Below are 23,224 nucleotides of genomic sequence, written 5' to 3' on the forward strand. Positions count from 1 at the left end.
CTAAGCGATCAACGCATATGAAATCCCCGTTGTGACTGCTCCGGCGATAGCTCCGACGATGACCTGCCCCTTGGTGTGATCTCCTAAGTGAACCCGTGACCATCCGATCAACGGGGTCAAGGCGAGAGCAAGCAGCCACCAGGGCGACAGCGCAAGTGCCAAAACTATGGTGACTCCGGCTGAAACTCCAGTGTGCACGCTGACTTTCCAGTGAAGAACACTAGTGATCAATGCAGCCACCACCAGCGCCGCCAAACCGGCAGTCATGAACGCGATCATCTGAATGGGTGCGCTCGCGACAATCTGAATGATCAACCCACCCAAGGCAACTGCGAGCAATACAACAATGAGCAGGTGTCGTTCGCTGATGCTGGTGACATGGTGATCGCCGATTTTCGACTTCCGCATCCCGTAGAGTATGACGCCCATAGGGACCACACCTGAGCAGATCGCGACGAAGATTCCCCATCCTGGCGCCCCGATGGAGCACCCGAGGATCAATGAGGTCACGATGTTGATGACCCAGGGCGCGCCGACCTCGGTAAGTAACCGTGCGATCCGGTCCTGTCCCGAGGTATTCCCCTGTACTCGTGTTTCTGTCATTGCTCGAGGACCAACTTTCGTTCGATTTCACGGGCGTACGCATCACCCAGTTCTCGCGCCCAGCGGACATCTGAAGTAGCTGCCCGTGCTCGGAGGTTGTCCGATCCCAGTCCCTCCGGAATCCGATCAGTAATAATCCATTCCGCAACAGCATGTGCCACCTCTGTCCGGCTCAAGGCTGCACCTTGGTTCGGTAGAGCCTGTCTCTTGGCTTCCAAGCTCAGCGCGTCCAACAGTTCCGCTGCGCGATCGGCGGTCCGATCAGCGGCGCCGCTTCCGGGCTCGGATGGCCGTAGGGCACCAGGCCAACGGGCAAGTAGCTCGGAGCGAAGGTCGTCAAAGGCCCGAAGTTGCGCTCGTGAGACAAGCGCGGTTCCAATCGCTGTAACCAACACTCCCGCTGCGACAAAGAGAACGCCGACAACGGCCAGGAAGCGCGAGATTGCAAAGGGTGTCGGGGTCGGATCGATCAGTCCCCACCGTACCGACCCCAGGTAACCAATTCGGAGTGCGGCGTATGCGCTGAGTGCTGCGGCTCCGGGGGAAACGATGATGAGCCCCCAGCCCGTTGCCGTCCGCCGGTCTGCCTGCCGAATAGCGACGATCGTCACCATCAAGCACAACAGAAACGGATAGGCCATGCCCAACATCAGGCCCTCTGCGTAATTCGGAAGAAATGCGTATTGGTTGTCGAAAGTCCGGTTGTCGGGGTTCGATGCCGGCCACGGAGTCTTGAAGAAGAAGTAGAACGAGAGCGCTGCGGTGACAACGGACAGTGAAATATGCAGCCAAAGTAGCTTTTTGAGATGATGGGAGCTGGTGACGGTTGTGAACACAACGGCGGTGCCGACGCAGATACCACAGACGAGCAGCATCTTGATTGTGCCGGGTATGCCAGCCCCGAGTGTGACTCTGACAGCGCTCTCGACCGTTTTCACGTTGAGCGCCATATGAATCGACATACACAGTAGAACGATGATTGCGCCTGCCAGAGTCCATGACCTGGAAAACCACCAACGCTGGATCCGGGTGGCCGCTGCAATGGCGAGTACTGCCGCAGCGAGAGCAGTGATCAACCGAGTGCCTCATCCAGTCGTGAACGAACCAAAGGATTCTGCGCGCGCCGTGTGACGTGAAGCCGCCGCAGAAGCAGACTCCCGAATGCTTCAGCCTCGGCTTCTTCCGTCGAGACGGTGTCCACACAATCGCGTCGAAGCATCAGAGTTCCAAGATCACGCAACGCGGGTGGAAGGAAGTCGGTGGCCAAATCGATGGCCGGTCTACCGGAGTGGTTCAACGCGATATGTCCCAACTCATGAGCAATCGTTCGGTCGCGAGCATGAACCCACCCTGCACAGGACACTTCATCGCGGTCGTGGTGCCGGACCCATTGACCAAATACACCTGGCGGGAGGACTGCGTCGTCCAGCACGGTCAGTGGGCGTCCGCGGTCGCGCGACAATGCTTCGGCCATACCTTCAAGGGTTCGCGCTTCGTCGCCTACGGCAATGCGGAACAGGCGCTCGACTGCTCGAGCGACGGTTTTGTCTGCCACTTCGGGGCACCTCCTCACCGAGTATCCCCTACGGCCCCAACCGAACACCGTAGTCGTTGTTGTTGGTATCGCTCAACTGGGCGCTCAAGACTAGCGCAGTCACGGGCTCGCGCAGTCGAGCGCAAGACACGCTAGGGTCGTCCGAATGTCGCCTAACTTGCGCCCCTCACGTCGACGCGCTGCCTGCGTGGCTATTGCGGCGGCAGGTTTTCTGCTGACAATGAGTGCGTTGGCGCCCACCTATGCCAAGGGTCAGCTGGTGAAGATTCCGTTGAGCATCGATGCGGCAACAGTGTCGACGGGTACTGCAGTATTGCTGGATGCTGCGGCGTTAGCCAAGGGCAAATTGGTTGTGGATAGCAATGTTCCGATCACGGTCCAGCAGCGCGTCACTGCCGTAGATCCGTCGGGATCCGACGTGGTGACCCTGCAGTCGGCGGTTCAGATGGTGCGGGACGATCGGGTCGGTTCGGCAGCGATTGTGAATGCGAGCATCGATCGTTCCACTGTCGACAGGATCTCGGCGATCCCGGTCGAGGAGCCGATCGGCTCGATCCAGACCGTGATGGACAAACCGGCGGAAGTTGTTGCCCATGAGGGACTTCAATTCAAATTTCCGTTCGACACTCAGAAACGAACGTATCCGTATTTCGACTCGACACTGCGGGATAGCCATGACGCGAACTTCATCGCAGAGGGTGAAATTGAAGGCGTTGACGTCTACGACTTCCGTCAGGAAATCGCACCTGTGGAGATTGGCACGGAGATCACATTGCCTGCCTCCAGTTGGGGGAAACCAGGAACGAGCCCAGTCACCATGAAACGTTTCTATGGCATCACACGCGAACTGTCCGTCGAGCCCATTTCCGGCGCCATAATCCAAGTGCAGCAACACTATAGGCAATATTTTGCGGCATCTGCTTCAGCCCCTGAAGCCATCACGATCATCGATGTAGCCCCCAAACTCGATTCCCAGACGCAGCACGAACAGATCGAACGAGCTGTCATGTATAGAGACCAAATCCGGTGGGGTACGGACTACGGACCGGCAATCGGGGGCTTAGTCGGACTACTGCTTCTTCTTGGTGGGATATATCTCGGATGGACATCGACGAGACCTGGACCACAATCTCTGATAGTCCAAAATGGGAAGTCCGGCGATCTTGTAGCTCGATAGGTGCCGGAACTGATCGCGCCGGACCGTACTTTCGCTGTTATTGAGAGCTGCAATCGACATGCAAGGCGAGGTTAACCTTTTCGGCTGATTTGATCACCCAGTGTGGGGGTGTTCGCTCGTTGAGTTGGATTTCTACGTCACCTGTGTGGGGCACGTCCCAGGTGACACCCGATAGATACTGCTTGTCGCTGCCGAACTTGTTGTTCCATTCGATGTCGTAGTCGAGTGAGCTTTGCGGGGTGGTGAATTCTTGCGCGGCATAGTTCAGTTGAGTGTTTTCGATGGTGACGATTTGAGATCCGTGGGTGAGGACTGCATGCCAGCCGTTGGGTGCGGCGATGTCGACGGTGAGGTTGTCGCCTTCGCCTACGCACTGTGCGTGGACCTGGTTGGCGGCAGGGAGTGTGATTTTGTCGTTGGCTTGTTGGTCGCCGACTCCGATTACCAGGTTTCCTCGCCAGGAGGAGGTTTCAGCTGGTGTGACGGTGCCGGCGCGACCGTTGCTTGCGCTGGTGGTGGTGGAGCTGCCGCCGTTGTCGTTGGCGGGTATCGAGTCCGAGCATGCGGTCAGGATCAGTGGTGTGGCAAGGATCCCGGTGACTGCGATGGCGGTGGTGGTGCGCTTCATGTGTGTTCCCCTCCAATGTGGGTTCGCGGGGCTGTTCGGTCCCGTTGTCCCTGAAACCGTGTGTGCCTGTGTCTCGTTCGGCGCCCTGTTGGTTACGAACCTAGTCGATCGGTGCGAATCCTTTGTCGTGCAGTCACGGTGGGGAGTGGTGGTCAGTAGTGGATGGTGTCGAGGAGCCACTGGTCACCACCTTTGGTGAGGGTCACCCAGACCGTGGTATCGGGTGTGACAGTGCTGGTTTCGTTTTCGGTGATTGCGGTCTGGTGGATGCTGGCGACTCGGTGGATGAGGGTGTCGGTGTCGGGTGGGCAGCCGGAGCATCCGAGGGTGACGTCGGCGACGACTTTGGCGTTGTCGGAGGCCCATTGGTTCCATTGCGCTCCGGGGCCGCGTTCCGTGTGCGCGTCGACGAGCAGGGTCTGTGCCAGGGTGTCGGTGAACCATTCCCGGGCGCGTGCGTATCCGTCGGTGGGGCTGCGGTCCGTTGCCGGATACCAGGTGAACGCCACGGAAAGCGCCTGGCGAGCAATGTTTTCGGCCGCCTCCGTATCCGGATCTTCGGTGATGTCGATTGTTGTCGGAGCCGGGGACGCCGAAATGGTCAGCGGCGCCGGTGCTGGGGTGGTCTGTTCGGCTGTCGCGGTTTCCGTCTCGTTGCCTCGACCGGAGAGGAAGTACACCAGTCCCCCGACGAGAACGACAGCGACGGCGAGCAGAACCAGCTTGCGTGCGTTGCTCACAGAACCCTCCTTGCTTTCATATCGCTCTGCAGTGGAGCTTGTTTGACGACGTCCCCCGTGGTGGGAGCATGGATCATCTGGCCTCCGCCGATCGCGACGCCGACGTGCCCCGGACCTGTTCCGGCCCACGAACCGAACACCAGATCCCCGGCTTGTGCTTGGTCGATCGGGATCTCGACTCCGACGTTCCACTGCTGTTCGGATGTCCGGGGCAGGGTGATCTTGTTTCCACTTCCCTTGTAGATGGCGTAACTGGTCAGTCCGGAGCAGTCGAATCCACCGCCGGTGGTGCCGTTGATGTTGCCGCCGCCCCACACGTACGGGGTGCCGAGGAATTGGCGGGCAGCTTCGACGACCTGTGATCCGGATGCCGAACCGGGCGAAACCACGACTTCGCCGCTACCGCCGGGTGCAGCGAACTCTGCCTCGTAGGCAAGGACTTTCGCGACGTAGGGCTGCGTCTGGGTGGTGTAGTCGCCCCCGCTGGGCATTCCACCCGCATTCTTCACTGCGCCTTCGCCTGCGTTGTAGGAAGCGATGTAGAGCGATTTGGGATCGCCTTTGACCGATCCGTCGGCGATCCAGCCGTCGACCTGGGCCGCGATGGCGCAGAAGTATCGGCCTTGAGCCATGATCGCATCCCCGTCGTCCCAGATCGAGATCTTGAGGTTGCCGTCGTCATCCTGGCCGTAAGAAGCAAATGTTCGCGGCATGAACTGCGTGACACCTTGCGCTCCGCTGCCGGAGGTCAGTCCACGGACCAAGCCGGATTCTGCTTTCGCATCTGCCGCCAGCAGTGAGGGCTTGATCTGGGGGCAGATCGATCCGGCTTTGCGGAACCACGGTTCCATTTCCGGCGGAACGGAACCGGCTTTGAGATCGCCACCACCTGCCACGCCGAAGCCGCCGCAGTCGATCGACGATGACGACGCCGCCAGTTCGATGGCAGGAGAATCACTATCCGCTTCGCCGGCTGGGGAGGGCGCTCCGCCGAGCTTGGTCATCGGATCGACGGCGGTTCCGCCCTGCAGTCGTCCCCCGTCCCAGTATTCGAAATGCAAGTGTGCGCCGGTGGATTGGCCGTTGTTTCCGATGTTCGCGATGTGATCGCCGGCCTTGACCTGCTGTCCTTCCGTGACGAGGACACCGTCGTCGAACATGTGGCCGTAGACGGTGCTCACGGGTTTGCCGTCGACGATCGAGTCGAGCACGATCCAGTTCCCGAACCCGGAGGCGGGCCCGGCCTTGACCGCAACACCGTCGAGCGCCGCGTAGATCGGTGTCCCGACGGGGCCGGCGAAGTCGACGCCTTTGTGCTCGGTTCCCCAACGAGGCCCGAACGGGGACGTGAACGTCGTCGTTCCCTCCTTGGTCGGTTGGGTGATCGGCCCCGATGCTTTCAGTTCGGTGTTTCCGGTAGGGGATCCCTTGTCGTCTCGCTCGCTCGACGAGGTTCCGCCGCAACGGTTGTGGGGGATCACAGGCTGCTGCGTGCATCCGGACAGCCCCAGGATCGCGGCGGTGGCCGCGGTGACGATCAGGGCTACCGCTCCACGGCGGCGACTCACAGCGTTCCCGGGAGCGGTGTGTCGAGGTCGGGAATCGGGATGGGCCCAGGGACAGGAACAGGCGGCGGTTCGAGGTCCACCGAGGGAACAGCGACCGAGCTGGTCGCAGTCGGCGTCGTGGTCGAGGTAGTGCTCGCAGCGGTCGTCGATGTCGGAGCCGTGGTGCTTGTGGCAGCTTCCGAGGGCGGTGCGCTCGCGAGGGAAGGTACGCCGAGCTTGTCGATCTCGCTGCGGTCCAGGGTGGGCAAAGGATTCTGAACCTGCCACGTCGAACCCTCGTCAGTGTCCGACGCTTTCAGCGTGATCCGAAGATTCCCCGCCTGCGTCGGGACGATGACCTGCACGGCGCTCTCACCGCCGGTGCCGGCCACGATCTCGCTGCGCGTCGGGCCGGTGATCGCGACCGGTACGAGCGGGCGGGCATTGACCACAGTCACGCCGGGCGCTTCTGCGGTGTGCACGCCCAGCTTGGTCTTCCATTCGCTGTTCGAGAGTGACTGATCGACGTAGACGTGCGTGTAGGCCATCGCTGTCGCCGGTGCGCTCTCGGCTACCGAAGCTATCGACTTGCCGGCAATCGAGGATTCGGTCACCTCGGTCAACTCGTAGCTCAGATCACCCGGCGACGCGGACGCTGCTCCTGTCGTTGATGCGGTGGAGGCCGGGATCTTCGAGGCGGTGTTCGACGGGGTCGGGGACTGGCCGAACACCGCTCCCGCCACGAACAGCACACCGAACGCAGAGACGATCGCTATCGTCATGTTGGTGCGCGAATACAGCACCCACCGCCGGATCGGTGCGAGTACGGGATTGGCTGTGCTGGACGACATCAGCTGAACCTGTCGGTCGAATCGGACGAAGTGCCTGCAGAGGTCAACGACGGCGTCCACAGTCGTGCCGTCGACCGCGGAGGCGTCGACGCGTTCGAGGGCGTCGGACGCGAACGGGGTGTCGTCGACCCGGTGGAGTCATCCCGCGAGGGCGGGGTGAACACCTTCATCGGCGCGATACTCGACCGCGGGCCTCCGTCCCATGTCTCACTCACCGACGAAGTGCTGCGCGGCGAACCGACCTCGTTTTCGACCAACTGGCGAGCGAGTGCCTGGCCTCGATTGGCGGCGGTACCTGCGGTTTGTGGCCGGTCGGCGGCGGGTCGCTTGAGGCCCGTAGAACTCTTCGCGGTACCGGCGAGGCTTTGGCGTCGCACATCGTTCTTGCGTGAATCCGTCAGACGCTGTTGACGATCCATCGTCTTACGCGCATCGACGCGCGACTTGTCGACCTCGTGGCGACGTCGCTGATTCAACTCGCGCCCCTCCGGACGCACTGGTGTCACCGAATCCTTGTCGAGGTCACCACCGCGTTTGGTCGCCTTCCGAAGCGCTCCGACACCTTCCTCGACCATCGACGCCGCGGGACCGCCCACAACGGCGCTCCCGGCCTTGAAGAGCTTCTGCTTCATCGACGTCTGCGCGTGACGAGCCTTGCGATTGAGTGCGCCCGCTTGGTTTTGTGTGAAGGTCTGAGTCATCCGCTTGAACGGACGCATGATGAACCAGCACACCGCAGTCAAGATGACCATGAACCACAGCCGCCACGTGCCGTCGACGAGACCGTTGTCGGTGTCGTACAGCTTGACCAGCGCCATCAGATACAGCGCGATGATGACCGCGCCGGCCACGCCCCACATGTAGGCGGTGGCGATCATGCGGCACACGCGCGAGAGGGTACCACCGTGTGCGGCGGCGATCGGAACCCAGATCGGTGCGAAGAGAATTGCGAGTCGAATAGCCAATAGCGCAGTGAGTTTGAGGACGGATGCGCCGATCCACAGGATGGAGGGCATGGCGAGTTTGATCATCGCCATGAACCCTGTGCCGGTGCGTCCGGAGTCCTTGCCCTGGAACTGGCCGTACGAGAGGTTCAATCCGTCGAGTTTGTTGATGATCTCGTCGTCGAACTTGGCTGCTTTGTCTTCGGCAAGCTTGCTAGCGGCTTCGTTGTCGCCGGCCACTTCTCGCTGCTCCGCGTACGAAAATGCGAGGGTGTCGCGGAGCTTCGGTCCGAGTTGCAGGTCCTTGTCGTTGAAGTTCGTGCCAAACCATCCTTTGCGCCAGTCGTCGAGGAAGATCTTGTCGATCAGCACATTGCGGGGGTCTCCGGTGTTTCCGGACACGGACAGCATCTGACCTTGTGTGTCGGTGATGATCGAGCCGAAGGTGTCGTCGGCGGCCTGGATGGCTTTTTGCGGTGCGCCGACGAACAGTGCTCCGATGGCCATTGCAGCGCCGGCGATCGCGACGGTGCGAGTCACGGCCGCGGCATTCGATTTGAGGGCGTTCCAGATGATGATCGTGGCGACCACCATCAAAGCCACACCCAGCCACGTTCCATAGACACCGAGCATTCCGTTGGAGATCGAGGCGACGATCTGATCGAACTGCACCATCGCCGGGGCAATTCCGGCCTCTTCTGCAGCTGCACCGGTTCTCGTCTGGTCGTCGAGCCAGAACGCGGCAGCTGCGAATCCCTTGCCGATTGCGAGGAATGTGTTGCCCAGGGTGGTGTCCGCGACTGCGTCGGGTGCGCGGACCAGGTCGTTGCCGCAGCCGAGGTCGTAGGTGTACCAGCGCAATCCGGCCCATCCGTAGGTTTCGTAGCCGGTGCCGCTCTGTTTTGGTTCGCGGTCTTTGCTCGAGGAATCGAACTCGGCAGCCATGACCGAGTTCGGGAATTCGGGGGAGGGGACGTCTTTGCAGTCGTATCCGCCGGCAGATGCGATCGGCCCTCCCGGGGCGACGAGGGGCACCAGCGCCAACGCTAGAACGGTGAGAACCCGCGCCAGATTCATTGTCAGCGCCCGAACGCGCGATCGGTGAGGGATTGCCTCATCCAGCTCTGCGGAGGGCGCTCTGAGCCCTCCGCGGGTATTCATGCGGCGCCGCCGAGCGCGTTCTTCGCCGACGAGGAATTCAGCGCCGCGAACACATGCGCGAGATGCACGTAGTGAATCCAGCTCGAACGCACCAGCTCCACGTCGTCGGCCATCCGGATCATCCAGCGCCGCGCTTCGTCCTGATAGGAGGTGTCGGTGTCCTCGTCGAGAGTGTCCTCGCCGCCGCTGCCCAGTTCAGCGAGGAACTGCTCGAACCCTTGCCCGGTGGGAAGTTTGAGCAGTTTCAGCGCGCCTTCGATTGCGTGCGGATCACCGCCGACGTCACCGACGAACACCTCGTAGGTCAGGGCGGTCTTGTCGTCGCTGCCGTCCAATCCGAGGAAATCATCCGGGAGCTGGGAGCAGACCAGGGCGCGGACCTTGAATTTGCGTGAGTCGCGGGCGATTCGGAGGTTGAGGGTGCGTCCGGCGCCGGTGGATTCGAGGTATTTGTTCTCGTCGAGGAAGAGCACCTTGCGCACGTGGCGAGGCTTTTCGTAGACGAGCCTGTTCGCTAGCCACGCTGCCATGTGCATTAACGGCGCCGTCATCCGTTGCTGCGGTGTCCACTGCGAGGACGGCGTGCCTTCGGGCGGTAGCTGCAGGCCCGGCATCGTCAGGATCGTCAGTCGGATGTCGGCGTCGAATGCGTCCGCTCCACTGCCGATCGTGCCCTCCTCCGGGAACAGCACACGCGCCTCGGTCAGCTCCGACATTAAACTGAGCTGCTGGTACAACCCGTTCGCGCAGGTTTCGACGGCTTGGTCCGGATCGCTCACTCCGATTGATTGGATCGCGGCCAACACTTCTCGGAGGTTGTGGTTGCCGTCGCCGCCGACCATGTTCGCGGCCATGTGCAGCACGGGTTCGGTGTGCTCGAGATGCAGATGCCGTTCGGTGAGCATCATCTTGAGCACCGAGACGGCGACCTCGACACGCTCGGCGGCGGCTGCACGCATATCCGCATCGAACTTCGACTGAGCCGCCGCGAACGGATCTGCATCCCGGGCGAACTCGACGTTGCGGGCGTCGTACTCGGGATCGTCGCGACGTGGATCGGTGATCACGCGGTACGGGTTCAAGGCGCCAGCGCGTGAATCGCGACCGGTGAGGGCGTAGACGCGGGCGATGTCGCGAAACTCCGGTAGTCCGGCCAACGCTGCGAGCGGGCCGGAGGGGTCGAGGACGACGCCGTACGCGCCGGCCCTCACGGCTTGGTAGACGATCATGCCGGCCAGGAACGTCTTACCCGAACCGGGTACGGCGACGATCGGTGTCAGACCGGACTTGTGCTTGATCTCGTGCGCGGCGAACAGGTCCCAGATCACCGGGCGCGGCGAGATGGATCCGGTCTCGCCAAGGATGACACCGCGGCGGTCACCGATCCGGTCACTGACGGTCGCCATCCCGGCGGCGACTGCTTCGACGTCCATGTGCCGTTTGTTGGCGATGTTGGCTTGCGGCTCACCGGGTATGAACTCGCGCAGCAACTGGTATTGGCCGTGCTCTTGTTCGAGCGCGATGTGCGGGGAGTACATCTCCTGCAGATCGGAGACTTTCTGCCGCGCATCGTCGGGGTCGGTGCCGACCACCGCGAGGCGGTACCACCCGGTGGTACGAGTCGAGAGTCCGGAATGGTCTTCTTCGACGTCGGAGATCACGTCCTGTGCGCGGGCGTGCTGCTCCGCCAACTCTTTCGGTGGGACCTGATCGTGTTCGACGGTGTAGTGGTCGAACTGCGATTCGATCTTGCCGGTCAGGGAGCGCATGGTGCGGATCGTTTTCGCTTTGTCGTGCAGCTCGATGCGATCGGACCATTCGAGAGGTTCACCGGACGGGTCCCCGATGATCTGCCAGGGCAGCATTCGTTCCGGAATTGGTAGGGGAGCCATGCGGCCGATCGTCAGCACGATCACCACGCCGGTGTACTTGCGGCCGTCGACGACGCCGGAGACGGTGGTGTACCCGTCGCCTGGGGTGAGGGAGAGGTCGGTGAGGTCTTCGAGGGCGGCGACGTCGGTTTCTTCCCAATCTCCGGCTCCGGCGATCGCACCGCCAGCTTCCAGTGGCAGGCCGATGGTCGCTGATCGGCGTAGCAAGTAGTCGATCGCCGCCGGTGTGGCCGGGGTTGCTTTCACTCCGCGGCCGGACATGATTCGTTCGAGTGTGGCGAGGTGGTCGGCGAGGGCCTTCTGCTCCCGTTCGAATGCGTCGTCGGCCCAGCTGTTCACCCCGGTGCACACTCTGCCCAGCAGTGGCCAGTGAGCGAGGTGGCGCAGCATCCGGGCGGTCCAGTCCAACCCCTGGCCGAGTGAGGAGCGTTGCGGCAGTTCGATACCCCAGTAGCGGCCTTTGATCGTCGCGTTGGACCACAACATCGCATGCTGCTGCCCGCGCAGGTAGTCCGCCCATGACAGTGCGCCGGGAACATCGGGAATCGGGGTGGCCCACTTGTCGTGATCGACCGCCCACTGTGCGACGGGGAACGGGGTGCGCACGAGGCGGCGATGCAGCGTGCTGACGCCGGCCTTCTGCAGGTTGGTCAGGATGATCGCTTCGTCCTGGATGAAGCGGCGCTGCTTTCCGGTGGTGCGGAAGTTCCACGGCCCCTGGCGTTGGACGAACCATGCGGTGGAGGTGGTCGCAGTGCGGGTGATGTTTGCTGATGTGCCGATCAGTTTCAGGCGTACCGCTTTTCGTTCGCGGTCTGCGCGTTTCTTCGCTGCGGCCTTGTCGCGATCTGTTGCCGACTTTGCACGTTTCTTGCCTATGCGGCGACGCTGACGGCCGAGCGCTTTGTCTGCGACGTGGTCCGGATCGGTTGCAGGGAGAGTGTGGCCGGCGGTGTCGTCCTCGCCGTGGTCGTGTTCAGAACCATCCGGAGTGTGTGGGTGTTCGGCTTCGGACCACGCACGCGCCGGTTGCGGAGCATGTGACTGTACTGCTGCCCACGACGGAGGGAGGGCACCGGGAGGAATGACCGGAACCGGGTCGTCGAGCTTCGGATCGAACAGAGCCGCAATGTCGTTCTCGGGAAAGGTCATCGGTGATCCTCACCGTCGAGGCGAACAGGTACGACGGCAGGTTCTCCTGTAGTCAACCGCTCGGGTAGCGAGATGAACACGGGTGCACCGCGCTTCGGTGGGCGCGGTGCAACGAGGTCGTTGAGGGCGGCCTTGAGAACCGACCGCAGTGGGCGGTCCGGGGTGACGAACTTCGCGATCCGGGTAGTAAGCCACACCGTGATCACGGCCATCACCATCAGAGATTTGAATCCGAGCGGGACGTGCAGAATTCCGCGACCGATCACGAACACCACCACGAAAGCAACCACGCCGACGATGCCGGCGGTGTAGCGGATCCGCACGGGCAGTGGATAACCGGTCGGACCGAGGTAGTGCCGGTCCACGCGGTACATCAGGTCGTCGTTGTCGATCACCGAGCATCCCCTTCGAATGGTCTCTGCGCAGGCATCAGCGTTAGGTCGAGATACCGACGAGCCCGAGAAGCCAATTGCCGATCCCCGTGGCCGCCGATTCCGATGTCGCGATACCGAGGTAGGCAAGCCCGAACAACCCGAGTCCGCCGACCGTGAAGACCCGCGACAAATTGCCCTTGAGCCCACCGACGAGAACCACACACGCGAGGGCGATGAGGATGGTGAAGACGATGTTGTCCTTGATCCACGCGCGCAGACCACCGGTATTGACGTCCGTCGACTGCGCGAAGGTCACCGCATCGGCGGTGAGCGGTGGATGCGTCGCCGTGATCGACACGTCGATCACGGTGGAAGCAAGAGAAAACATGAGCACTCTCCAACACAGTGGTGAAACCAGACCCCACGAATGTGGTTGTGCGGAAACGTAGAAGAGTGGTGGCAGGAATTTCAATGCAACCTGTGGATAACTTTTCGGCCCCCGCAGTTTGGCGCGCTGGTTGATCAGCGCGGGCGCGTGTCGTCGTGCGGGGTGTGTGGTCAGGTGTCGCGATTCATCCGTCGGGGATCTCTCGGCGATCGCGGGGAACTACTTCGAGTATTGGGCATGCGTGTCTACGCCGTGGTCTTCGCTGCGGGTGTCCGCGGAAGTCTTCCTCACACGCCGCCGGGAGCGTTCCTTCAGTGGAGCGGCAGAGGGTCGCGAATCGGCATGGTCGACGGACCCGCCGCAGACCATGGAGATCGACACATGTCTCCCTCGCTGAGCTTCGTGGGCGTCGTCGGCCTGAAGAACCTGGCGCAGAACCTTTTTCGGAACATGTTCGCCAGCTGTGCGGGTGACCCCTGCTGGAGCTTGCTCAAGGCACCCGTGCCGTGGTCATGATCTGAAGTTCGAAGAACAGTTCTTCACCATTGCCTGCGCGCTGTGCATGCGCTGCATGCACAGCGTGTTCAGCACGCACACGCAGCAGGCTGCGCACCCCATGCTCGAACAATCCCGCATCGAGGGGCGTGCAGTGGTCGCGGACAGGGGCGAAATTCAGGGGTCCGATTCACGCTTCCCCTTCGGGGTCACTCCCCCGGCCCTTCGGGCCTAGGGGGAGTGTACTGGTCAAAATTGCTTCGCGCCAACATATTTCAATCAACTGCTGGTCAGGGTTCTGTTCGGAGTATCGCCGGATCTTCCTGGCGCGGCGCCTGCCGCGGTGTCGTCGACACCGTTCTCGACTGTTCGCGCACCGGGTTCTGTACCTCACGGAGCGAGGTGTTCGAGAGCCCCGCAGGGCCCGCGAACAGTGGCGCAGGAAGACACAAACCACCCGTGATGTACATCGTCTTCGGGCCCGCGGCGTAGGTGGTCGAACAAGTCCCCAAACGGTGCATCAGAGATGCCGGCGAGGATTATTCGATCGGTAATGCGCAGCGCCACAACCAGAACCGTCTGCGGGTAGAGGCGATGGGTGTGTATCACGCCCCGGTGTCACAGCTAGGGCATGTGATGCGCGCTCCAGTCACGCACCCGCGAAACAAGTTATCCACAGGCGGGTTGAGTTTGCTTCCCGCGCTCTGTGACAGTGCACCCCACACGCCCCAGCGACGACCGCCTCGGGACTGGATTCGAGTGAGAGGAGTGGACGGTGAGCAGAAGCCAGCAGGACCCGCTCAAAGACTTTCTCGTCGACCTCTTCGGCTCCGACAAATCCCACGCGCGAACAAGCGGTGCGGGGGAGTCCGCCCTCCGCCCGTACAGGGCGTGGGCGCCTTTCGCCGTCATCGCAACAACACTCGCGTTTCTCGCGCCGCGACTCCTCGCACTCGCCGAACAATTCTCGAACCCTCAGCTCGATCGCGCAGTCTCCGCAGTCCACGAGTATCGGTGGCCGCTCGCCGCCCTCACTCTCGGCCTGCTCGCCTGCGATATCGCACGGTTCCTCACCCACCGTCACCGCGCCGGACTCGACGCCCAAATCCGGCAAAGCACCCGCCACACCCCGGTCAAAATCACCATCGGATACCCGCCCGGCATCACCACCCTGCGCAGCGCCACCATCACCCTTGCCCGCGGCGCCATCATCCGTCCGAAAGAGCTCGACGAATTCACCACCGCAGTAAGAGCTTCCGCGAGCAGGCGCACCAGCAAATGGACCTACACCGTCGTCCACGACGCCCACCTCGACCGAATCCGCATCACCCGCACGCTGACCCAACCCGACCTCCGATCACCGCGGCACAAGGCACTGGCGAACTCCCTCAAAGACGGACCGCTGAAAGAGCCTGCCGTGAGCGTCGCCTCGCTCGACGGCGACGTCGAAACCGCCTTCAAGATCACCTTCACACCCACCCTCTCCAGCGGTGCACGCGGATTCCAGAAGAAGGTCGACGAAGCCCTCGCCGCCCTCGCCGGCGAGCACGAATCCGGCCGCACCTGGGCCACCGATTGGTTTCCCTCCGAGGGCTATCTCCTGATGAGCCTGCGCGCCCCACTGCCCACCCGCGTCGATCACCCTCTCGAATTGGTCGACGAGAACCTGCGCCACCTGCCCTACGCGACGGCAGCATCGGAGGTGAACATGTTCTGGGACATCTCCACCAAGTCGAACAAACCTCACTGCCTGATCGTCGGGCCTACCGGCGGCGGCAAGACATCGGTGATCCGCACCCTGCTCACCGAAGCGGCACGACGAGGAATCCCGTTCCTGGGCGTGGACCCGAAAATGATCGAACTCGACGGACTCGAGGGCTACCCCGGGTGCGCCGCCATCGTCTACGACGCCGTCCGCTCCGCGATGCTCGTGCGTGCCCTGCACAGCGAAATGATGGCCCGCAACCACTACGTCCACGTGAAGAAGATCGAGCCGTCCCAACTTCCTCTCCTGATCGCCGTCCTCGACGAGTTCTTCATCCTCTCCGGCAAATGGCAGCGCCTCGCCAAAACCGGCGACGACGAAACCCGCGATCTCCTCAAAGAACTCGACCCACTCGGCGCGTGGGCCGATCTCGCAGTCCTCGCCCGCTCGGCCGGTATCCGGCTCCTGCTCGGTGTGCAGCGACCCGACGCATCCCTCTTCGGCGGCGCCTCGGGTAACGCGCGCGACAACTTCGGTACCCGCATCTCCCTTGGCAACCTCTCGCAGGACGGCGCGATGATGCTGTGGGGCGACTCGCAGATCGGCCGGGAGATCGACACCTCCGTCCCCGGCCGCGGAGTCGCGCTCGGTAACGACGGCGTGCCCGTCGATGCGCAGATGTGGTGGACACCGAACGTCGACCCGCACCCCAACAAGTGGAACCAGCTCTCGGCCTCGGAGAAGAAGATCATCGACGGGCTGCGGCCCCAGCAGGAACCGCACATCGCGTTCTATTCGACCGAACTGCGCCACTTCATCGAATCCGAACGCTCCGTCGCCGTCGCGGCCCGCGCCTACGGCCGAGCTCCCGAGCCCACCGTTCTCGGCCACCACGACGACACGCCTGCCGCCGACCCAGGGGATGACTTCGCCGACGCGATACCCGCCGCCGCGGTCACCGAAGGAATGACCGTCCTCGTCGACGACGGACGCGGCAACGAACACCCGGCCACCGTCGCCGCGGTCACCGTCATCCGAGACAAAGACAGCGGCGCCGTCACCGAAACCACCCTGACCTTCCACGGCACCGGACGGGTCAAGAACCACATCACCTACGGACCACACGAAGTCGTCCTCCTTCCCGAACCCGACACCACCGCACCCGCGCCCTGACACCACAGCCCCGACTTCGCTGACACACCTGCACTACCCTCACCCGAAAGGTCCGCCCATGAGCCGCCGCATCTCTCAATCGATCACCCCCACTGCCGACGACATCACCGTGCTGCGCAACCCCTTCGCAGCCCCCAAAGGGGGCGGTGACCCCGTCATCACCGAACTACGCCGCGTCCTCAAAAACGCCATCCCAACGTGGCTACCGAAACTCAGCGAAGACCAGGAACTGACTGCTCCGCGACTCGACGAAATCAAGAAGGCCGTCGCCACCCGTCGCCAGATCATCGAAGTACTCCCCGACGGCAAAGCCCGCGACGACGCCCTGGCCGCCCTCGACAAGGCCGACACGATCGTCCTCGAAATGGACACCGAACTCTCCGGCGTCGGAGCCTTCACCGGAACCACCGCGTGATGTCGACCCTTGCCATCGAAATCACCTCCGAGCGAACCGCACTCGTGAGCGGGGCAGGGGACGAGAAGGTGGAACTGTCCGCCGAGAACGGGCAGTCGATCCACGCGGTGATTGCACAGTTCAGCCGACAGCTCTCCGCCGACGCAGGCTCACCCGTCGAGGTCACCGTGCAGGAAGCGGGCCGCTCCCGCCAACTCACCGTCGCACCGGACGGGACAGTGGCGCAATCGCTGCCCACCGGCCCCATCCCCGCACCCGCCGACACACCACAGACGCGGCCGGATCATCATGTGGACGAACCGGTCACTATGGCGGTGACACCCCTCGGTGACTCACCGCCATCCGGGGGAGCTGACACGCATGCCCGGCCAGTCCCCGCGGCGCGCACACCTACCTCGACATCAGTGCTCGCAGCCCCCGAGCTCGCGGCAGGCTCGCACGAACCCGCCCGCACCGGACTACGCGGCCGACTCAACACCGTCCTCAACCTACGAATCGACCCGAAACCCGAGTCCGCCGAAATGCGCCACCGCGCCGCCATCGCATCCATCACCGGCCCCCTCCCGGGGTTCTCGATCGTGACCATCGCCAACCCGAAAGGCGGCGTCGGCAAAACCCCACTCGCGGTAGGGCTGAACGCGATCATCGCCGAACACCGCGGCGCCGCAACCACGGTCTGCGTCGACGTCGCCGACGTCGGCGGCAGCCTCGCCGACCGCGTCAGCATCCCACCCCGCGACGGACACGACGTGCGCTCACTGATCGCCGCCGAGGCAGCCGAGCCCGGCAGCATCCGCCCCTCGGCGCTCTCGCAGTACCTCACCCGCCAACCAGGCGGGGACGACATCGTCGCCGGCAACAACGGCGACCACGGATCCAGTCTCGGCTACGACGACGCCCACGCGGCGGCGCAGATCTTGTCCCAGCACCGCGAGATCCTCATCGCCGACACCGGCAATAACCGCCTCGCCGGCAGCTGGCACTGGGCAACCAGCCACGCGGACGTCCTCCTCGTGCCCGTCCCGCTCCGCCGCGACGCCGCCGCAGCCGCGCACCGCATGCTCCTCGACCTCGCCACGACCGCGGGCCGGGCGATGATGGCTCGCACCATCGTCGTCATCACCGACGGACCCGGGGACGCACCGATGGTCGAAATCGACGCTGTCGACGCCTTTCTCGACGCCGGCGTCCATTCGGTCGTCCGGATGCCGTTCGAGCCACTCTTCGCTTCCGGTGAGCGCATCGCGCCCTCGAAGCTCCGGCGCAGCACCACCGAAGCCCTGACCATCGTTGCTTCGACCGTCATCGATCTCATCGCCCACGCCGCTGACTGACCTCTTATCAGCCCGGGGCCGCACACGGGCCTCCCTCCCTGCATCCATCCGTACCCTCCTGAACGAAAGGCACCACATGAGCATCGACACCACCTCAGCCAACCGAGCAACCCGCCGCGCACACCGGCACGGCCGACACCGCAGCCGCACCCTCGCCCGCCAAAGCATCATCGCAGTCGTCGCAGCCGCAGCAACGGCCGCCGGAATCACCCTCGCACCAGCGGCAATCGCAGCGCCCGGGCAAGCCGGCATCACCGACGGAGGAGGACAAGCAGGCATCAACGACGGAGGGGGACAGTCCGGAGTGACCACCGAACCCACCCCGCCGCCGGCCACAGAAGCTCCAGCCCCGACCGAGCCCATCTACTGGGTCGATCCACCCGCGCAATACCAGAACATCGAGTACCAGCCGCTGCCGAACTGGGACTACGACACCAACACCTACACACCACCCACCTACACCGACAACACCCCGACCGACTACACCCAGCTCCATCTCCCCGGCCCCGGCCCCGTCGACGTCGTCGCACCAATCATCGCCCCACGCGACATCCTCCGCATCGGAACATTCCACATCGCACAACCGAACTGGGTCTCCGACGTCGACCTCGAACGAACCAACAACACCACCGCCATCATCGAATCCGGAGTCGCCACCGGCTGGAACTCCTTCGGCGTCCCCGTCGACAAAGCCAGCCGCGACGCCGCCACCCAAGTCGGCGGTGCCGCCGCCGGAGCACTCGCCGGAGGAATCGGCCTCGCGACCCCGTTCGCCATCGGAGGAGCGCTGATCGGCGGCACCGTCGGCGGAAACCTCGGCCTCGGACTGGGCAACGTCTTCGTCCCCGGAATTGGTTGGGTAGCGGGCGGTCTCGCCGGAACCGCCGTCGGCGCCGGTACGGGCGCCTTCCTCGCCGGCGGCCCCGCATTCGTTCTCGGCGGACTGGGCGGGGGAGTAGCAGGATTCACCGCGGCCGTCGCGTACGGCGCAGGTGAACTCGGCGAACCCGTCGAAATCGAGGTCCCCGACGTCGACCAACCCGCCGTCACCAGCCAGACCCAGGACACGCTCACCGACTGGGAGAACTCCGGCCCCATCGGTGAGGCCGTAGCCACCACTGTCCGCGACACCGTCGCCGCTGCCCCCGCGATCGACCAGCAGGCCCGCGACGTCGTCGCAGCCCAGCCCGGAGGCGAGCAGATCATCGAACACGTCGACACCGCACTCACGGAATTCCTCACCAACGCGACCCCGGGCCTGGCGTCCTCGCTGATCAGCGACGCAGTCGGAGCGGGTATTCCGGCGTAAAGCTCGCCCTGAACTTGTCCATGCGCCACTGCAGAACCAGGCGCGAGCACCGAAAGGACGACAGCGATGACGAACACGAAAAGACACCCCGCAGTGATCGACCTACTCGGCGGCACGCCCCACGGCGCAGGCGCGGACACGGCCACAACAGTCACCGCACCCAAGCCTCCGAAACCGCCGAAGCGGCCGCGCAAGAAGGATTCTCGATCGCCTCGCCTGCGCTACGTCGCTGCCCTGATTGTCGTGGTCGCGCTGCTCGGTTGGTTCACCCTGCGTCTGCTCTCCGGTAACGACGAGCGCGCACCGAAAAGGATTGCCGACGAGACAGACACCTCGGAAACGGCACCTAACCTCGACGTCACCCCGCCCGCTCTCGCCTCCGCACCGACGACTCAAACCGGCCCCAGCGCATGCCGCACCGACCCCGGAGACCAGAAAAGCGGCCCAGGAGTTATCGCAGCCTTCGAGCACGCCTACTACGCCACCCGCTCCGGAACAGCCGTCCGTGCTCTCTCGACCCCTGACACCTCCCTGCCATCGAAGGAGAAGATTCAATCCGGAATCGGCACCGTCCCAACAGGAACCACACACTGCGTGCGCATCACACCGATCGCGGCCGGTATCTACTCCGTCGCTCTCACCGAAATGCGTCCCGGCCAGCCGCCTGCACAGTTGCCACAGACCATCACCACCAAAGAGCTCGACGGCCGCTGGTTCGTCGATGTCATCAACTGAAGCCGGCACCAGTTCCACACTCGCCAAGGAGATTTCGTGAACACGAGAACACTGATCGCGGGCGATACATCCTCGCCGGTCATCTTGCACGTCCCGCACGCCTCGCGCGTCATTCCGCCCGAGATTCGCTCGTCACTGACCGTCACCGACGAACAACTCGCTGCCGAGCTGGACGAGATCACCGACGTGCACACCGACGTGATCGCACAGCACGCTGCGCAATCAGTGACACCGCAGCCGTGGACACTGCGCAACGACCTCTCGCGCCTGGTGATCGATCCCGAACGATTCCCCGACGAGCGCGAAGAACTCAACACCGTCGGCCGCGGCGCGGTCTACACCCGAACCTGCGACGGAGGTGTCCTGCGCAACGCCGACAACATCACACGAGATGCACTGCTCGATAACTACTTCCATCCCTACACCGCCGCGTTGTCCGACCTGGTGACGGACCGCATCGCCGCCACCGGCCGCGCCGTGATCATCGACGTCCACTCCTACCCGACATTGCCGTCGCCATACGAGCTGCACCGAGATGGCCAGCGTCCCGCGCTATGCATCGGCACCGACCCACACCACACGCCGCCTTGGCTTATAGAGGCCGCCTACGCCGCGTTCTCCCCACTCGAGGACATCGGCACGGATACCCCATTTTCCGGCACGTACGTGCCCCTCGACCGCTACAACACCGATCCCCGCGTGTACTCGGTGATGATCGAACTGCGCCGCGACAAATACCTCACCGAGAAAAGCGAACTCGTCGACATCGCCGCCGAAAACCTCGGCGCCATGCTCGGACGTCTCGTCGACGCGGCCGATCGGGGGAGCCGATAGATGTGCCAGAAGTACCCCGGCCCCCGCTGCACCCCGCACGTGCGAGCACGCCTTGACAGCGCCCGCCGAAGAGTCGACGCCGCCCAGACGTTGTTCGACGCGAACCCCGCGGACACCCGGAACCGGCAACGATTGGACACTGCGACAACAAACCTTGACGCCAGATCCGCCGAATACGACGCGACCCCCGGCGGTCAAACCGAGTTGCGCACTCAGCTCGCCGCGGAGGACGATCCAGGTAAGCGAGAAAAGCTGCAGCATCGCCTCGAAACAGGCAAAGCGCGACGTGAACAGCAGATCAGATTAGTCTCAGGATTCACCCATCACGACTTGAAGGACAATAGCCATGACCGCGAACGAGACACCGACCCTGACACAGGAGCAACGCGAAGCGTTCTGGCGTCGCAGGGGATGGACGCCGGAACTGCCGGACAACGCACGGGCGACGATCGAACAGGAATGGGACGACTTGGCGATCGAGGAAGCCGAAGCCCACGGCTTCTGATCGGTGACCGCGAGGTTGTTCCCACACAGGTTCACACGCTCGATACCGTTCGGGCCACGCAGCTTCAGCGCAGAGGAGACAGCACTCCGGACCTGTACGAGTTGGCGCCCTCCGACGCTGATCTCTACCGGCAGCAGATGGAACAGCTCAAGGTCAGCAACCGCTTCGCCTCATCCGTACACGTCTACAACACAGGCGAATACGAGAATATGCGGCTGTTCATGACTGACGACGGCCGTTCCGGCATCGCACTCAAGGACGACGAAATCGTCTCTGCTTTCTCTCATCGGGACAGCAAATATCCAAGCGCCGCGAAATCCATGCTCGCCGTTGCAGTCCAGCAAGGCGGACGACGACTGGACTGTTTCGACACGGCACTACCGAGGATCTATTCCGAGGCTGGATTCGTCCCTGTGGCCCGCCTGAAGTGGAACGACGATTACGCACCCGACGACTGGAATTACGCCGTCTACAGCCGGTATAACGGGGGGCGTCCCGACGTTGTGTTCATGGCCCACGACCCGGCATCCGTTGATTTGCGCTATCAGTACGGGTCCGGACGCTACGTCGAATCGTATGACGATGGAATCGATGCGGTCCGTTCCCGACTCAGACGGTGAGAGATCGGCGGCCTCGAAACCGCCAGTCGTCTCGACGGCCGGCAAACCATCCTGACACCTGAACGAACCGCGCATGCTGTTGTACTGCGCGAGCAAGGAATAGCGTCAAGGCCTTTAGGAGCCCATCAACTAGTCGTGTACGCAGGATGGCTGCTCAACAGATCGAATTCCTGCGGCCTTCGGTCGTTCAACTCGAAGATTTTGTTGCAGTCCAGCGAGCCTGTCCCGCTGCCGGTGTCTCGGCCGCGCACGTTTTTCGGTGCGTAGTCGGGCACCGAGCCTTCGTTATAAATTCGGAGTCGTAGCCCGACTGTTGAGGCTTGCTGATTGGGCGCGGTGTTCTGTGAAATCCTTCATTTCATGGATGACGCTAGATCGGTGCGTAGTTTCGCACGTCTCACGGTCGATCATATGGATCGGCTCGCGGAACTTGCCCGTCACGACGACCTCAAGTTCCGCCAGCGTTTTCCTGACTGGTCGACACTTCTAGCGGTCTGTCTAGTGCAGGGTGGCGCTCGGCACTATGTGCACGAGGATCGTGGTGTGAAGGATCTCGATGTTTACCTGTTCTACGCAATTCCAGAAGGAAAGAACGGCGGCGCTTTCCCCTGGAATCGTGGGGGAGCAACCCGGAACGAAGATTTCGGGCCGAGCGAGCTGGGCCGTCAGCTCTACACAGATGCCGATCGGGAAGACCCACAGCTAGCTCGGAAGATTCGTCACTGGGACACTTTTTCAGGCAGACGCGTGGATATCATGAGCCGAGCCATCGCGCCGCACTGTGACGGGTCAAGGGCTGCGGTCACGAGTTGGCTTGTCGAAGGGGTCAGAAACTCGGCCGCGAAGCGTACCGCCTGGCACCTCAGCCGGACTCCAGTTATCAGCCTCACAACCGATCCTGGCGAGGTGTGGTGGCGTGGTCCGGATATTGACGAGGCTGGAATAGAGAAGGGCCTCTACCGACTACCGTGAGCGGCTATGCCAATACATCTTGTACCTGCTGCGTGCAGTGCGTATCAGATGCCCTGTGCTGTAATCGATCTGGCAACTATTGAGGTACTGTTCCGGTGTGAGCGACAGTAGGCTA

22 protein-coding genes are annotated in these 23,224 nt (G+C 63.0%); 11 read left to right on the forward strand and 11 right to left on the reverse strand.

Going from position 1 to position 23,224, the window contains the following annotated elements:
- From ACFT1A_RS26445 to ACFT1A_RS26455, 3 genes are read right to left on the reverse strand one after another with little or no spacing between them, the layout of a single operon-like run.
- Positions 1 to 603: a hypothetical protein gene (locus ACFT1A_RS26445; RefSeq protein ID WP_378449407.1), complete on the reverse strand. Its 603-nt coding sequence runs from the start codon at positions 601 to 603 to the stop codon at positions 1 to 3.
- On the reverse strand, positions 600 to 1,679 hold the full coding sequence (locus ACFT1A_RS26450; RefSeq protein ID WP_378449408.1) for a hypothetical protein: 1,080 nt from the start codon (positions 1,677 to 1,679) through the stop codon (positions 600 to 602). The genes ACFT1A_RS26445 and ACFT1A_RS26450 overlap by 4 nt, the downstream gene beginning before the upstream one ends.
- Positions 1,676 to 2,158 (reverse strand): hypothetical protein, encoded by a 483-nt coding sequence (locus tag ACFT1A_RS26455; RefSeq protein WP_378449409.1) that lies wholly within the window; start codon positions 2,156 to 2,158, stop codon positions 1,676 to 1,678. The genes ACFT1A_RS26450 and ACFT1A_RS26455 overlap by 4 nt, the downstream gene beginning before the upstream one ends.
- Positions 2,159 to 2,345: 187 nt before the next feature.
- Here ACFT1A_RS26455 and ACFT1A_RS26460 point away from each other — a divergent pair, with 187 nt between their 5' ends.
- Positions 2,346 to 3,335, forward strand: coding sequence for a DUF3068 domain-containing protein (locus ACFT1A_RS26460; protein ID WP_378449410.1), 990 nt, complete (start codon positions 2,346 to 2,348; stop codon positions 3,333 to 3,335).
- 37 nt (positions 3,336 to 3,372) lie between these two features.
- On the opposite strand, the gene ACFT1A_RS26465 is transcribed toward ACFT1A_RS26460, so the two are convergent.
- The 8 genes from ACFT1A_RS26465 to ACFT1A_RS26500 all read right to left on the reverse strand — a co-directional run bounded on the left by ACFT1A_RS26465 (position 3,373) and on the right by ACFT1A_RS26500 (position 13,012).
- Entirely contained in the window at positions 3,373 to 3,963 is a 591-nt protein-coding gene (locus tag ACFT1A_RS26465; protein ID WP_378449411.1) for a hypothetical protein, read from the reverse strand.
- Between the two features lie 152 nt (positions 3,964 to 4,115).
- Positions 4,116 to 4,703 carry a hypothetical protein gene (locus tag ACFT1A_RS26470; RefSeq protein ID WP_378449412.1) on the reverse strand — a complete coding sequence of 196 codons (588 nt, stop codon included), beginning with the start codon at positions 4,701 to 4,703 and terminating at the stop codon, positions 4,116 to 4,118.
- Complete coding sequence (locus tag ACFT1A_RS26475; RefSeq protein WP_378449413.1) at positions 4,700 to 6,271, reverse strand: peptidoglycan DD-metalloendopeptidase family protein; 1,572 nt, start codon at positions 6,269 to 6,271, stop codon at positions 4,700 to 4,702. Before ACFT1A_RS26475 ends, ACFT1A_RS26470 begins: the two co-directional genes overlap by 4 nt.
- Positions 6,268 to 7,101: a hypothetical protein gene (locus ACFT1A_RS26480; RefSeq protein WP_378449414.1), complete on the reverse strand. Its 834-nt coding sequence runs from the start codon at positions 7,099 to 7,101 to the stop codon at positions 6,268 to 6,270. The genes ACFT1A_RS26475 and ACFT1A_RS26480 overlap by 4 nt, the downstream gene beginning before the upstream one ends.
- A complete protein-coding gene (locus tag ACFT1A_RS26485) occupies positions 7,101 to 9,122 on the reverse strand; it encodes a hypothetical protein (RefSeq protein WP_378449415.1) in 2,022 nt (673 codons plus the stop codon). Before ACFT1A_RS26485 ends, ACFT1A_RS26480 begins: the two co-directional genes overlap by 1 nt.
- Before the next feature lie 80 nt (positions 9,123 to 9,202).
- Positions 9,203 to 12,250: an ATP-binding protein gene (locus ACFT1A_RS26490; RefSeq protein ID WP_378449416.1), complete on the reverse strand. Its 3,048-nt coding sequence runs from the start codon at positions 12,248 to 12,250 to the stop codon at positions 9,203 to 9,205.
- Positions 12,247 to 12,645, reverse strand: coding sequence for a hypothetical protein (locus ACFT1A_RS26495; RefSeq protein WP_378449417.1), 399 nt, complete (start codon positions 12,643 to 12,645; stop codon positions 12,247 to 12,249). Before ACFT1A_RS26495 ends, ACFT1A_RS26490 begins: the two co-directional genes overlap by 4 nt.
- Positions 12,646 to 12,685: 40 nt before the next feature.
- Positions 12,686 to 13,012 carry a hypothetical protein gene (locus ACFT1A_RS26500; protein WP_378449418.1) on the reverse strand — a complete coding sequence of 109 codons (327 nt, stop codon included), beginning with the start codon at positions 13,010 to 13,012 and terminating at the stop codon, positions 12,686 to 12,688.
- Between the two features lie 237 nt (positions 13,013 to 13,249).
- On the opposite strand from ACFT1A_RS26500, the gene ACFT1A_RS26505 reads away from it, so the two are divergent.
- The 10 genes from ACFT1A_RS26505 (at position 13,250) to ACFT1A_RS26550 (ending at position 23,109) form a co-directional block, all read left to right on the forward strand.
- Positions 13,250 to 13,528, forward strand: coding sequence for a hypothetical protein (locus ACFT1A_RS26505; protein ID WP_378449419.1), 279 nt, complete (start codon positions 13,250 to 13,252; stop codon positions 13,526 to 13,528).
- 754 nt (positions 13,529 to 14,282) lie between these two features.
- The gene (locus tag ACFT1A_RS26510; protein WP_378449420.1) at positions 14,283 to 16,385 is read left to right on the forward strand and encodes an FtsK/SpoIIIE domain-containing protein; all 2,103 of its coding nucleotides are present in this window, start codon (positions 14,283 to 14,285) and stop codon (positions 16,383 to 16,385) included.
- Between the two features lie 58 nt (positions 16,386 to 16,443).
- The gene (locus ACFT1A_RS26515; protein ID WP_024487971.1) at positions 16,444 to 16,800 is read left to right on the forward strand and encodes a hypothetical protein; all 357 of its coding nucleotides are present in this window, start codon (positions 16,444 to 16,446) and stop codon (positions 16,798 to 16,800) included.
- Positions 16,800 to 18,134 carry a ParA family protein gene (locus tag ACFT1A_RS26520; protein WP_378449468.1) on the forward strand — a complete coding sequence of 445 codons (1,335 nt, stop codon included), beginning with the start codon at positions 16,800 to 16,802 and terminating at the stop codon, positions 18,132 to 18,134. Before ACFT1A_RS26515 ends, ACFT1A_RS26520 begins: the two co-directional genes overlap by 1 nt.
- A gap of 76 nt (positions 18,135 to 18,210) precedes the next feature.
- On the forward strand, positions 18,211 to 19,443 hold the full coding sequence (locus ACFT1A_RS26525; RefSeq protein ID WP_378449421.1) for an insoluble domain protein: 1,233 nt from the start codon (positions 18,211 to 18,213) through the stop codon (positions 19,441 to 19,443).
- A 66-nt stretch (positions 19,444 to 19,509) separates the two neighbouring features.
- Positions 19,510 to 20,178, forward strand: a complete 669-nt coding sequence (locus ACFT1A_RS26530) for a hypothetical protein (RefSeq protein ID WP_378449422.1) — start codon at positions 19,510 to 19,512, stop codon at positions 20,176 to 20,178.
- Between the two features lie 36 nt (positions 20,179 to 20,214).
- A complete protein-coding gene (locus tag ACFT1A_RS26535) occupies positions 20,215 to 21,012 on the forward strand; it encodes an N-formylglutamate amidohydrolase (protein ID WP_378449423.1) in 798 nt (265 codons plus the stop codon).
- A 346-nt stretch (positions 21,013 to 21,358) separates the two neighbouring features.
- On the forward strand, positions 21,359 to 21,517 hold the full coding sequence (locus ACFT1A_RS26540; protein ID WP_378449424.1) for a hypothetical protein: 159 nt from the start codon (positions 21,359 to 21,361) through the stop codon (positions 21,515 to 21,517).
- A gap of 137 nt (positions 21,518 to 21,654) precedes the next feature.
- Complete coding sequence (locus ACFT1A_RS26545) at positions 21,655 to 22,137, forward strand: hypothetical protein (RefSeq protein WP_378449425.1); 483 nt, start codon at positions 21,655 to 21,657, stop codon at positions 22,135 to 22,137.
- A 327-nt stretch (positions 22,138 to 22,464) separates the two neighbouring features.
- Entirely contained in the window at positions 22,465 to 23,109 is a 645-nt protein-coding gene (locus ACFT1A_RS26550; protein ID WP_378449426.1) for a hypothetical protein, read from the forward strand.
- Positions 23,110 to 23,224: the final 115 nt, after the last annotated feature.

This window comes from Rhodococcus sp. NPDC057135 (assembly GCF_042670865.1).
Classification (GTDB): Bacteria; Actinomycetota; Actinomycetes; order Mycobacteriales; family Mycobacteriaceae; genus Rhodococcus_F.